Annotated in this window: 9 protein-coding genes; 1 reads left to right on the top strand and 8 read right to left on the bottom strand. The window is 67.6% G+C overall.

Annotation, left to right across the window (positions count from 1 at the left end):
* Positions 1–21 precede the first annotated feature (21 nt).
* The 7 genes from argC to infC all read right to left on the bottom strand — a co-directional run bounded on the left by argC (position 22) and on the right by infC (position 7,208).
* On the bottom strand, positions 22–1,041 hold the full coding sequence (gene argC / locus ACZ9GM_RS04040) for an N-acetyl-gamma-glutamyl-phosphate reductase (RefSeq protein ID WP_476037322.1): 1,020 nt from the start codon (positions 1,039–1,041) through the stop codon (positions 22–24).
* 142 nt (positions 1,042–1,183) lie between these two features.
* The gene (gene pheT, locus ACZ9GM_RS04035; RefSeq protein ID WP_476037321.1) at positions 1,184–3,760 is read right to left on the bottom strand and encodes a phenylalanine--tRNA ligase subunit beta; all 2,577 of its coding nucleotides are present in this window, start codon (positions 3,758–3,760) and stop codon (positions 1,184–1,186) included.
* A gap of 69 nt (positions 3,761–3,829) precedes the next feature.
* Positions 3,830–4,852: a phenylalanine--tRNA ligase subunit alpha gene (pheS, locus tag ACZ9GM_RS04030; protein WP_291474002.1), complete on the bottom strand. Its 1,023-nt coding sequence runs from the start codon at positions 4,850–4,852 to the stop codon at positions 3,830–3,832.
* A gap of 100 nt (positions 4,853–4,952) precedes the next feature.
* Positions 4,953–5,852 (bottom strand): TrmH family RNA methyltransferase, encoded by a 900-nt coding sequence (locus ACZ9GM_RS04025; RefSeq protein ID WP_291474003.1) that lies wholly within the window; start codon positions 5,850–5,852, stop codon positions 4,953–4,955.
* 136 nt (positions 5,853–5,988) lie between these two features.
* Positions 5,989–6,372 carry a 50S ribosomal protein L20 gene (gene rplT / locus ACZ9GM_RS04020; protein ID WP_014009787.1) on the bottom strand — a complete coding sequence of 128 codons (384 nt, stop codon included), beginning with the start codon at positions 6,370–6,372 and terminating at the stop codon, positions 5,989–5,991.
* Between the two features lie 59 nt (positions 6,373–6,431).
* Entirely contained in the window at positions 6,432–6,626 is a 195-nt protein-coding gene (rpmI, locus tag ACZ9GM_RS04015) for a 50S ribosomal protein L35 (RefSeq protein ID WP_020441022.1), read from the bottom strand.
* Positions 6,627–6,686: 60 nt separating this feature from the next.
* On the bottom strand, positions 6,687–7,208 hold the full coding sequence (gene infC, locus ACZ9GM_RS04010) for a translation initiation factor IF-3 (protein ID WP_073883590.1): 522 nt from the start codon (positions 7,206–7,208) through the stop codon (positions 6,687–6,689).
* 556 nt (positions 7,209–7,764) lie between these two features.
* On the opposite strand from infC, the gene ACZ9GM_RS04005 reads away from it, so the two are divergent.
* Entirely contained in the window at positions 7,765–9,432 is a 1,668-nt protein-coding gene (locus tag ACZ9GM_RS04005; RefSeq protein WP_476037320.1) for a hypothetical protein, read from the top strand.
* Here ACZ9GM_RS04005 and uvrA read toward each other — a convergent pair.
* Complete coding sequence (gene uvrA, locus ACZ9GM_RS04000) at positions 9,429–12,275, bottom strand: excinuclease ABC subunit UvrA (RefSeq protein WP_476037319.1); 2,847 nt, start codon at positions 12,273–12,275, stop codon at positions 9,429–9,431. The two genes, ACZ9GM_RS04005 and uvrA, sit on opposite strands and share 4 nt — an antisense overlap.
* Between the last annotated feature and the right edge of the window lie 15 nt (positions 12,276–12,290).

The raw sequence follows: 12,290 nt of genomic DNA, 5'->3' as shown, positions 1-12,290 counted from the left end.
GCGTGTGTGGGGGTCGGCGGTCTACAGACCGGCCATGGGTAGGCCGGCGGTCTCGTCCCAGCCCTGGATGATGTTGAGGCACTGCACGGCTGCTCCCGCTGTGCCCTTGGTGAGGTTGTCGATGGCACTGGTGGCGACGACGACGCCGTCGGCGACAGTGACCTGGAGGTGGCACATGTTGGTCCCGGCCACGCTCTTGACCTCCGGTTGCTCACCCTCGGGCAGCAGATGGAGGAAGGGTTCGTCGGCGCAGTAGTCCTCGTAGGCCCCGCGGATCTCCGCCGCAGTACCTCGGGCGTCAGCGGTGACGGTGGTGAGGATCCCCCGCCGCAGCGGGGCGAGGACCGGGGTGAAGGTCACGTGGACGTCACCGGGGTGTCCGTCGGGCAGGACGCGGCGGATGTTCTGCGCCATCTCCGGAGTGTGCCGGTGGGTGGCGACCTTGTAGGCCCGCAGGTTATCCATGGTCTCACCACCGAGCATCGGCACGGCGGCCTTCTTGCCCGCTCCGGTGACGCCGGTAACGGAGACCACGGAGACCTTCGGGTCCATGAGTCCGGCGTGCATGGCCGGGAGCAGAGCGAGAGTGGCGCCGGTGGGGAAACACCCCGGGACGGCGACGCCGGTGGTCTTCTTCAGGATGTCGCGGTTCCCGGGAAGCTCCGGGATACCGTAGGGCCAGCTGCCGGGCCACCCGCCGCCGTAGTAGGCGTCCCAGTCGTCCCGACTGGTCAGACGCCGGTCGGCCCCGCAGTCGAGGACGATGGTGTCCCCCAGGTCAAGGGAGGAGGAGACGCCGTGGGGCAGGCCGAGGATCGCGACATCGTGGCCTGCGAGCACCTCTTCGGTGGTGTCTTCGACGGTGCGGTCAGCGAGCTGCGGCAGGCCCGGGACGAGGTCCCCGAAGCGCTGCCCGGCGTTGGAGGCGCCGGTGAGGGCACCGATGGTGAAGTCCCGGTTGTGTCCGGGATGGTTCAGGAGGAGGCGGAGGGCTTCTCCCCCGGCGTATCCACTGGCACCTGCCACTGCGATCGAGATCATTGGACCAGTATGCCCTGCCCCACCGCGCTCCGCAAGTTATGCATGAAAGTGGTTTTTATGCAATGCTGCTAACGCCCGACGGAAATCAGACGCCGCCCGGACCAGAACAGTCCGGGCGGCGTCCTCGCAGAAAGCGCAGAGCCTACGCGCGCAGCGTGGCCCCGACCGTCGAGGCGGCGGCGGCGACAGCGGCCTCTCGGGCTTCGGACGCCTCGTCCTCGGTGAGGGTCCGGTCGGTGGCACGGAACCGGAGGGAGTAGGTCAGCGACCGCTTGCCCTCGCCCAGCGCCTCGGCGTGGTACTCGTCGAACAGACGGATCGCCTCGAGCAGCTCACCGGCACCTGAGACCAGCGCGGCCTCGACATCGGCGGCCGGGGTGGTCTCGTCGACGACCACGGCGACATCCTGGTACAGAGCCGGGAACGGGGACAGCACCGGGCGGGGGAAGGACTCCGCCAACGGCAGACCGTCGAGGTTGACCTCCACGGCGATGGTCCGCTTCGGCAGGTCGGCGCGCTCACAGACCTGCGGGTGCAGCTCACCGGCGTGGCCGACGACGACCTCGCCACCGTCGACCACGGCGAGAACCTCGGCACACCGGCCCGGGTGCCACGGCAGGTACTCCGCATTGCGCAGCGTGACCTCGACACCAGCGGCCCGGGCGATGACACGGACGGCCTCGAAGGCGTCGGCGGCGGTGTACGGCCGGGCCGGACCCCGGGTGCCCTGGAGCTCCCGGTCACCGGCGGCGATGACGGCGACGTGCAACGGCTGGTCAGGCAGGGACGCCAGCAGCTCTGTGACCTCCTCATCGGAGGGTCGACCGGCAGTCGAGGGCATCGGGGAGGTCCCGGACACCCCGGTCGGCAGGGTGACCTGCTCGACACCGAAGAGTCCGAGGTCCTTCTGGCCACGGGTGATGTTGCGACGCAGAGAGTCGATCATCGACGGCAGCAGCGTCGTCCCGATGGTCGCGACGTCGCTCTCCAGCGGGTTCAGCACCCGGATGGCGGACCGACGCGGGTCAGAGGCGTCCAGCCCCCACACGTCGAAGGTGTCGTTGGGGATGAACGGGCTCGGCAGAATCTCGAGCCAGCCGTTCCACGCCAGGGCGTGGCCGACGGAGCGGCGCATCCGCTGGCGCGGAGTCAGACCGCGGCCGGCCGGGGCATTCGGGATGACCGAGGGAATCTTGTCGAGTCCTTCGAGACGCAGAACCTCCTCGACGAGCTCAGCGGGGATGGTGAGGTCCGGACGCCAGGTCGGCGGGACGACCTCGATGGCCATTGCACCGTTGGCGTCACGCTCACCGGTCGGAGTGACCTTGCAGCCGACCTCGGTGAGGCGTCCGACCGTGGTACCCGAGGGGTAGATCGTGCCGGCCATCCGGCCCGGGGCGGAGGTGTGCATGGCGATGGTCGGCATGGCAGGGACCTCGCCGACGATCGACACACCCGGCACCACGGTGCCGCCGGCGATCCGGGTCAGCAGGGCGACAGCGAAGTCGAGGGCGGCCTCGATGGCGGCCGGATCGGCGCCACGCTCAAAGCGCCGGGACGCCTCGGAGGAGAGCTTGTGACGGCGGGAGGTGCGGGCCACGGTGATCTGGTCGAAGTGCGCGGCTTCGAAGTAGACGTCGGTGGTCTCTGCGGAGATCTCCGAAGTGGAGCCGCCCATGACACCCGCCATGGACTGGATGCCCGTGGCATCGGAGATGACGACGTCTTCACCGGACAGGGTGCGCTCGACGCCGTCGAGGGTGGTGAGCTTCTCCCCCTCGGTGGCGAGGTGCACATGCAGGTCACCGGTGATCTTCCCGGCGTCGAAGGCGTGCATCGGCTGGCCGAGCAGGAACATGACGTAGTTGGTGACGTCGGTGGCGGCGTTGACCGGACGCTGACCGGCCAGCAGCAGCTCACGCTGCATCCAGTACGGGGACTCGACGGTCGGGTCGATGCCCGAGACACGACGGATACCGAAGCGGGACGCCTTGGTCTCCGGATCGACGGTGATGGCGGGCAGGTCCGAGGCGTCACCGGCGGACGGCAGGCCGGCCAGCAGGTCGGTCGCCAGGGCCGCGGCGGCCGGGTCGGTCGCCGGGTCACGGAAGGACAGGCCGAAGGACGCCGCGAGCTCCCGGGCCAGGCCACGGGCGGACAGGGCGTAGCCGCGGTCCGGGGTGACGTTGACCTCGAAGACGGTGTCGTCGAGGCCGAGGAACTCACGGGCGTCCTCACCGATGACGATGCGGGGGTCCTCTGCCTCCTTACCGCGCAGGGCGATGATGCCGGCGGTCTGGACGGACGCCAGGCCGAGCTCTGCAGCGGAGCACATCATGCCTTCGGAGACCTTGCCGTAGGTCTTTCGGGCGGCGATCTCGAAACCACCGGGCAGCACAGCCCCGGGCAGGGAGACGATGACGATGTCCCCCTGACGGAAGTTCCGGGCACCGCAGATGATGTGCTGCGGCTCGCCGGACCCGTTGGCGTCGCCGACGTTGACCTCGCAGTAGCGGATCGGCTTCTTGAAACCTTCGAGTTCCTCGAAGCTCTCGACGCGTCCGAAGACGATGGCACCGGTGGATTCGGCGATGTGCTCGTAGCCTTCGGTCTCGAAGCCGACGCGGACGAATCCGGCGTCCATCTCCTCGCTGGTGACGGAGAAGGAGGCGTTGGAGGTCCGGAGAAGGCGGGTGAGCCAGTCCTGGGAGATCAGCATGGGTGGTACTCGGTTCCTTGGGGTGAAGAGGTCAGGAGGTTGATGTCTACGCAGTGACGCGACGGTGGGTCAGCCGCGGATGCCGAAGGGCTCGGTGAAGCGGACGTCGCCCTCCACCATGTCGCGCATGTCCGGCAGACCGTTGCGGAACTGCAGGGTGCGCTCGATGCCCATGCCGAAGGCGAAGCCCGAGTAGACCTCCGGATCGATGCCGGCAGCGGTCAGGACGTTGGGGTTGACCATGCCACAGCCGCCCCACTCGATCCAGCCGGCTCCGCCCTTCTTGTCCGGGAACCAGACGTCGACCTCAGCCGACGGTTCGGTGAAGGGGAAGTAGTTCGGGCGGATGCGGGTCCTGGCGTCCTCACCGAACAGGACACGGGCGAGGTGGTCCAGCGTGCCCTTGAGGTGTGCCATGGTCAGCCCCTTGTCGACGGCGAGACCCTCGACCTGGTGGAAGACCGGGGTGTGGGTGGCGTCGAGCTCGTCGGTGCGGAAGACACGGCCCGGGCAGGCGATGTAGATCGGCACATCGCGTGAGAGCATGGTGCGGACCTGCACCGGAGAGGTGTGGGTGCGCATGACCTGCGTCGATCCCTCGGGTCCGATGTGGAAGGTGTCCTGCAGGGTGCGGGCCGGGTGGTCCGGGAGGAAGTTGAGGGCGTCGAAGTTGAAGTACTCCGCCTCGATCTCGGGCCCCTCGGCGATCTCCCAGCCCATGCCGACGAAGATGTCGGCGATCTGCTCGGTGAGGATGGTGATCGGGTGCTGGCCACCACGCTGACCCCGGGTGGCGGGCATCGTCACGTCGATACGCTCGGCGGCGAGCACCTCGGCGTTGCGCTTCTCCTCCAGGCGGGTCTTCGTGAGGTTGAAGGCCTTCTCGACCCGGCCCCTGGCCTGGTTCACGATCCGGCCGGCGTCCTTGCGCTGGTCCTTCGGCAGGCTGCCGAGGCCTCGTCGGGCGGCCGGGATCGGGGCGTCATCCCCCAGGTGGGCGCGGCGCAGCTCCGGGAGCTGGTCCAGGTCCGTCGCCGCGGCGAAAGCCTGTTCCGCAGCTTCTGCCGCAGCGGTCAGGCCCGCTTCGCTCATGTCTACCCCGTCAGCCACCTGCTGCACCTCACACTCGTGGAAATCATCGGAAAATCGTCAATAGCCGGTTGATCATCTTAGCAATACTGCGCTGCAGTTATCACACCCGGGCGACCCGCGCGGTCTCGTAGAGGCACACCGCCGCCGCAGTCACCAGGTTGAAGGACTCCGCCAGCCCCTGCATCGGGATCGAGACCCGTACATCGGCGAGGTCCTGCCAGTCACCGAGACCGTGGGCCTCGTTGCCGAACAGCCAGGCGACGCGCTGCCCGAGCAAGGGTGTCTCCCCCGCCGGCGCCACGGACGCCTCGTCGAGGGAGACGTCGCCGTCCCCGGAGGTCGCCAGCACGAGGTATCCCTGCTCGTGGAGTCGCTCGACAACCTCGGGGATGCTGGTGTGCCGGGTGACAGGCAGGTGGAACACCGATCCCGCTGACGAGCGCACGGCCTTCCCGCCCTGCGGGTCGACGGTCTCCCCCGCGAAGATGACGCCGGCGGCACCCGTGGCGTCCGCGACACGGATGAGGGCTCCGGCATTGCCGGGCTCGGCGGTCTCCACCGGTACCGCGAGGACGCGCGGGGTATCCGGCCCCGCGGACGCGAGGACGCCGTCCAGGTCAGTGAGCTGGGAGGTGCACAGTGCGAAGAGGCCGGTCGAGGTGACGGACTCACTGAGGGCGTGCGCGGCGCGGTCGGTGATCAGGCTGACATGGACACCACGGGTGTCGTCCCCGGTGAGAGCGTCGAGCTCACGGCCGAAGGAGTCGAGGGCGTCCTCGGTGAGGAAGACGTCGACGACGTTTCCGTGACGCAGGGCGGACATCACCGCGTTGGATCCTTCGGCGAGGAAACGGCCGGCCTTGCGTCGCACGGCGGCGCGGTGGAGCTTGGCGGCGTTGACGATCCGGGGGGTGCGTTCGGTGAAGGGTTCGTCGCCCATCCGGCTGCGCCAGTTGGCGGACAGCGGCGAGGAGACGGGAGGAACGGGGGCGTCAGTCATGGAGCCAGTGTATCGGGACCACTGGTGAGGGCGCGGCGCGGCCTTCACATACGAAAACCGCACCTCCCGGTGTGTACCGGGTGGTGCGGTCAGCATGGGTGCGCGGTGGCCTGGGCCGGCGCAGTGCGTCGGTCGCCTACTTGGCGACCGGGGCGTTGACATCCTCGGGGAGGGCGGCCTTGGCAGCCTCGACGAGAGCGGTGAACGCGGCCGGATCGGAGACGGCGATCTCGGCGAGGTTCTTGCGGTCGACCTCGATACCGGCGAGACGCAGGCCCTGGATCAGACGGTTGTAGGTGATGTCGTTGGCCCGGGCAGCGGCGTTGATGCGCTGGATCCAGAGCTTGCGGAACTCACCCTTGCGGGCGCGGCGGTCGCGGAAGGCGTAGGTCTTCGAGTGGAGGACCTGCTCCTTGGCCTTGCGGTACAGGCGGGAGCGCTGACCCCGGTAGCCGGAAGCCTCGTTGAGGATTTCGCGGCGCTTCTTCTTCGCGTTCACAGAGCGCTTGACACGTGCCATGATTGACGTCCTTTGTTACTTAGTTGACGGTTGTCGGTTTCAGGGGGTGCAGGCGCTCTTTAGGCCTTGCCGAGGAGGCGCTTGATGCGCTTGGTGTCGTCAGCGGACACCTCGGTGGTGCCCTTCAGGCGACGGGTGCGGGTGGAGGGCTTTCCCTCGAGGAGGTGGCGGCGGTTGGCCTGCTCGCGACGGAGCTTGCCGGAACCGGTGACCTTGATGCGCTTGGCGGTGCCCTTGTGGGTCTTCTGCTTCATCGTGGATCCTTAAATTCTCGTTGCTCCCGTGCCGGTGGGCACGGGTGGCGTGGCGGAAGGCTACTTCTTGCCCTTGCGGACCGGGCCCAGCACCATCGTCATGTTGCGTCCGTCCTGCTTCGCTCGGGTCTCGACGACGCCGTACTCCTGGACGTCATCCGCCAGACGCTCCAGCAGCCGGAAACCGAGTTCCGGGCGGGACTGCTCCCGGCCACGGAACATGATGGTCACCTTGACCTTGGAACCCTTCTCCAGGAACCGGACGACGTTACCCTTTTTGGTCTCGTAGTCGTTGTCACTGATCTTCGGGCGGAACTTCTGCTCCTTGACCACGGTCTGCTGCTGGTTCTTGCGGGCCTCACGGGCCTTCTGGTCCTGTTCGTACTTGAACTTGCCGTAGTCCATGATCTTGCACACGGGCGGCTTGGCGTTCGGGGCGACCTCAACGAGGTCGAGGTCGGCGTCATAGGCCAGCTTGCGTGCATCGTCGATGCGGACGATGCCGACCTGTTCGCCACCCGGGCCGACGAGCCGGACCTCGGGAACGCGAATCCGGTCGTTGATGCGAGCTTGAGCGCTGATGAGAACTCCTCAGTAGCAGTGGTAGAAACGTGTACCGCGTACTGCGAGTGTGTGCGGACGGTGTCCGTCCCCATGGATCCCCCACGGCGCGCTTGCACCGCATGAAAACCGTCCTCCGCACATGTCCACCACAGACACCGTCGGAGAACGGACTTTCGTGACCCGGACCCAACTCGTGAGCGGTTCCAGGTGGGAGATACTCCACTTGCAGCCCGTCAGGTCGACGGGCGGTAGTGGATCCGATGCTAACACCTGCAGTGCCGAAGTCCAAACCGCGCTCAACGGCAGCGTCCACTCCCCCGGAATACAGGCCTACCCGGGGGTGGTTGCCCTCATGTAGCTTCATGTCATGAGCACTCATCATGAGTCCGGGGGGACGTCGGGAAGCCGACCAACCCCTGGCACCACGCCTCCAGTCAACCGGACCCCTACCGCGCGTCCGGAATGGGGTGAAGCTGCCCGGCCCGCACCACCCGTCGGCACCGCACCTCCGGGGTACGGCCCACCCCCGGGATACGGCGGCCCTCCGCCCGGTTACGGGCCTCCCCCTGTCTACATGGGCCCACCTCCGGGCTACGGCCCCCCTCCGCCCCGGCCCGGCAGCTCACGCGACACCGTCACCACCGTCATCTCCTGGCTCGGCGCGGCGATCCTCATCCTGGGCCTCATCTTCCTCACCGTCCATGCCGTCGAGCACAACTGGTTGGGCGCCGAAGTCGCCGTCATCCTGGCCGCCGCGATCTGTCTGACGGGCGGCGCCTACTCCCTGGTGGCACAGCGGAAATCGCCGGACGGCCCGGTCGCCCCGGCACTGCTCACCGTCGCCGTCCTCGGTCTGCTCGCGGACATCTGGGTCACCGTCTTCGGACTGGAGTGGATCGACCCCTGGGTCGGCGCGGTCCTCATCGGGCTGACCTGCGCCCTCGGACTGGGGATCGCCCGGTGGTGGGACCAGGTCTGGCTCGCTTTCGTCCTCATGGTCACCGGCGGACTGTTCCTGGCACCGGCCACACTCTGGCTGGTCTGGGACGACCGCTCCCCGACCGTCGAGGCCGCGTGCCTGCTCACCCTCGGCATCATCGGCTGGGCGTCGACGGCCGGCCGGTACTGGCTTCCCGTGGACATCGCGGCCGCACTTGTCTTCCTCAGCGGTGTCGGTCTCGTCCCGGACGGGGATGCCGCGGTGACGCTGACCACAGCTTCTCTGGCCGCCGTCATTGTCCTCACCTGGCTCGGTCTGTTCCCGGTCGCGCCTTCGTCCACCTCAGCCACGGTCACCGGCATTCTGGCCCGGTGGGCCCCCGCGGTCCTGCTGCCTGCTCTGACCCTCCTCAACACCACCACCTGGCCCGGCTACTTCGACGACACCGCGATCACCTCCGCCCACTGGTGCGCACTGGGCATCGGCCTGGTGACGTGCGCCGTGCCGGTGGCATGGCAGATCCTGACCGACGGGACTCTCGCCCTGCCGCCCCGCCCGCAGGTACCGCCGAACATGCCGCCGGTCCGGCAGGGACCGCCCGGCCACCCCGTGCTTCCGGTACCGCGTCCTGTCCTCCCCACGTCCGCCGCCGACGCGATGCGTGCGACCCTCGCGACCGGAGTGACCACCCTCGGCCTCGTCATGACCAGCATGTACACGCGCTCCGACTGGACCTGGTGGCTGTGTGCGGTGGTGGTTCTCGCCGGCGCGCTGGTGTGGTTCTCCCCGGTTCTTCCCCCGGTGGTCCCCTGGCTCTTCGGCGGATTCACCGTCCTGGCGTGCCTCCATCTCCTCGGCCCCGCCTGGAACCGTGAGATCGGCATGGACGCCCGACCGCTGTGGCTGCCCCCGCTGCTCCTGCTGGTCGTCGGACTGCTGGTCCTGTACCGTAAGGACGCCCTGCGACTCAGTCTCCCGGGAAAGACCGTCACCGGTGGGGTCCTGCTGGTTCTCGGGACGTCCGCGATCCCGCTGCTCGCCCGCGACATCACCGACACCGGCAACTCCTTCATGACCGGGCATCTCATTGTGTCGGTGCTCTGGATGTCGGTCGGAGTCTTCTTCCTGCTCCGGGTGGACGCCGCCATCGGTCTGGGGATCGCACTGCTCGCCACGGCGAAGCTCGTGCTCTACGACCTGGCTGCCCTGGACGGACTGATCCAGGTCGCGGCATTCATCATCTGCGGACTGATCCTCCTGGCCTGCGCCGCGCTCCGCGACCGCGGCAGCAGAACCAACTAGACCAGCTCGCTGAGATACCGGCCGGTGTGGGAGGCCTCGACACGGGCCACCTGCTCCGGCGGGCCCTCTGCCACGACGGTGCCGCCACCGGCACCACCCTCCGGACCCATGTCGATGATCCAGTCCGCGGCTTTGATGACGTCCAGGTTGTGCTCGATGACCAGGACTGTGTTGCCCTTGTCCACGAGTCCCTGGATGACCAGCATGAGCTTGCGGATGTCCTCGAAGTGCAGACCGGTGGTCGGCTCGTCGAGGATGTAGACCGTCCGACCGTTGGACCGCTTCTGCAGCTCACTGGCCAGCTTCACGCGCTGCGCCTCACCACCGGACAGCGTCGTCGCCGCCTGACCGAGCCGCACGTATCCCAACCCGACATCGACCAGGGTGTCGAGATAGCGGGAGATCGAGGTGACCGGGCCGAAGAACTCCGCAGCCTCGCTGATCGGCATGTCGAGGACCTCGGCGATGGACTTCCCCTTGTAGTGGACCTCCAGGGTCTCCCGGTTGTACCGGGCACCCTGGCAGACCTCGCAGGGGACGTAGACGTCCGGCAGGAAGTTCATCTCGATCTTCAGCGTGCCGTCACCGTGGCAGGCCTCGCAGCGTCCGCCCTTGACGTTGAAGCTGAACCGGCCGGCCTTGTAGCCGCGGACCTTGGCCTCGGCGGTCTCGGCGAAGAGGTTGCGGATCTTGTCGAAGACACCGGTGTACGTCGCCGGGTTCGAGCGCGGCGTCCTGCCGATCGGACTCTGGTCCACGCGCACCAGCTTGTCCAGTTGGTCAAGTCCGGTGACCTTACGGTGGTGGCCGGGCACCTGGCGGGCACCGTTGAGCTGGTTGGCCAGCACCTGGGCGAGGATCCCGTTGACGAGGCTGGACTTGCCGGAGCCGGAGACACCGGTGACACAGGTCAGAACACCCAGCGGGAAGTCGACGGTGACGTTCTTCAGGTTGTTCTCGGTGGCACCGTGGACGGTGATGACCCGGTCGGTGTCCACCTCACGTCGCTGGTCAGGAACGGCGAGAATCCGCTGCCCGGACAGGTACTGACCGGTGATGGACTCGGCACAGTCGAGAATGCCCTCCGGCTCACCCTGGTAGACGACGTGACCACCGAACTCGCCGGCCCGGGGGCCGATGTCCACGAGCCAGTCGGCGGTCCGGATCGTCTCCTCGTCGTGCTCGACGACGATGAGGGTGTTACCGATGTCCCTCAGATGCTTGAGGGTGGCGATGAGGCGGGTGTTGTCACGCTGGTGCAGGCCGATCGACGGCTCGTCGAGGACGTAGAGGACGCCGGCCAGTCCCGACCCGATCTGGGTCGCCAGCCGGATACGCTGCGCCTCGCCGCCGGACAGGGTGCCGGCCGCCCGGGACATCGACAGGTAGTTCAGACCGACGTCGATGAGGAACCGCAGACGCGCCTGGATCTCCTTGAGGACGCGTCCGGCGATCATCTCGTCACGGGAACTGAGGGTGAGACTGTCGAGGAAGCTGCTGGCGTCCTCGATACTCATCGCGGAGACGTCGGCGATGGACTTCTCCCCTGATTCGGAGTCGACGGTCACCTGGAGAATCTCCGGACGCAGGCGGGTACCACCACAGGCCGGGCACGGCACCTCACGCATGTAGCCGAGGTAGCGCTCCTTCTGGTTGTCGCTCTCCGCCTGGTCGATCTTGCGGTGCAGGTAGTGCAGGACGCCCTCGAACGGCGCGGAGTACTGGCGCGACCGACCGTAGCGGTTGCGGTACCGGACGGTGATCTCCTCGGGGTGCCCGTCGAGCACCGCCTTGCGCTCCTTCTTCGTCAACTCCGACCAGCGGGTGTCGGGCTCGATGCCGAGGTTCTCCGCCAGTGCGGTGAGCAGCTTGTCGAAGTAGCGGTGGTTCGGGCTGGACGCCCAGGGCGCGATCGCACCGACGAGCGGGGCGTCCTCGTCCGGGATGATCAGTGCCTCGTCAACCTCGAGCTTTGTACCGAGACCGTCGCAGGACGGGCAGGCACCGTAGGGACTGTTGAAGGAGAAGCTGCGCGGCTCCAGCTCGTCGATGGCCAGGGCATGGCCGTTGGGGCAGGCCATGTTCTCGGAGAAGCGGCGGCGACGGTCGGGGTCACCGTCGTCGAGGCTGACGAAGTCGAGCACCACACGACCGTCAGCCAGGCCGAGGGCGGTCTCCACGGACTCGGTGAGTCGTTGTTTCTGGGAGAGCTTGACCTGCAGTCGGTCGACGATGACGTCGATGTCGTGCTTGACCTGCTTCTCCAGCTGGGGCGGATCAGTGAGACGGTAGGCCTCACCGTCGACGAGGACACGGGCGTAGCCCTGGGCGGCGAGATCCTCGAAGAGGTCGACGAACTCACCCTTGCGGGTGCGCACCACCGGAGCGAGAACCTGGAACTTCAGGCCCTCCTCCATGTCGAGGACCTGGTCGACGATCTGCTGCGGCGTCTGGCGTTCGATACGTGCCCCGCACTCGGGGCAGTGCGCGATACCGGTACGGGCGAACAGCAGACGCAGGTAGTCGTGGATCTCGGTGATCGTGCCCACGGTCGACCGCGGGTTCCGGTTCGTCGACTTCTGGTCGATGGACACCGCCGGCGACAGACCTTCGATGAGTTCTACGTCCGGCTTGTCCATCTGGCCGAGGAACTGGCGGGCGTAGGAGGACAGTGATTCGACATAGCGCCGCTGTCCCTCCGCGAAGATGGTGTCGAAGGCGAGGGAGGACTTGCCGGATCCGGACAGTCCGGTGAAGACGATCATCCGGTCGCGGGGCAGGTCAATGTCCACCCCCTTGAGGTTGTGTTCGCGGGCTCCGCGCACGGTGAGGATCTCAGCCACCGGTGAACTCCTGGA

The sequence above is a fragment of the Corynebacterium sp. UD i78 genome, from assembly GCF_056280545.1.
Note: the sequence above shows the minus strand (reverse complement) of the source record. Positions and strands in the feature narration are given on the sequence as shown.

Coding starts and splice junctions, on each gene's coding strand:
- ACZ9GM_RS04025 (WP_291474003.1), bottom strand. CDS start 5,852: ATGACTGACGCCCCCGTTCCTCCCGTCTCCTCGCCGCTGTCCGCCAAC.
- pheS (WP_291474002.1), bottom strand. CDS start 4,852: ATGAGCGAAGCGGGCCTGACCGCTGCGGCAGAAGCTGCGGAACAGGCT.
- rplT (WP_014009787.1), bottom strand. CDS start 6,372: ATGGCACGTGTCAAGCGCTCTGTGAACGCGAAGAAGAAGCGCCGCGAA.
- argC (WP_476037322.1), bottom strand. CDS start 1,041: ATGATCTCGATCGCAGTGGCAGGTGCCAGTGGATACGCCGGGGGAGAA.
- rpmI (WP_020441022.1), bottom strand. CDS start 6,626: ATGAAGCAGAAGACCCACAAGGGCACCGCCAAGCGCATCAAGGTCACC.
- ACZ9GM_RS04005 (WP_476037320.1), top strand. CDS start 7,765: ATGGGCCCACCTCCGGGCTACGGCCCCCCTCCGCCCCGGCCCGGCAGC.
- pheT (WP_476037321.1), bottom strand. CDS start 3,760: ATGCTGATCTCCCAGGACTGGCTCACCCGCCTTCTCCGGACCTCCAAC.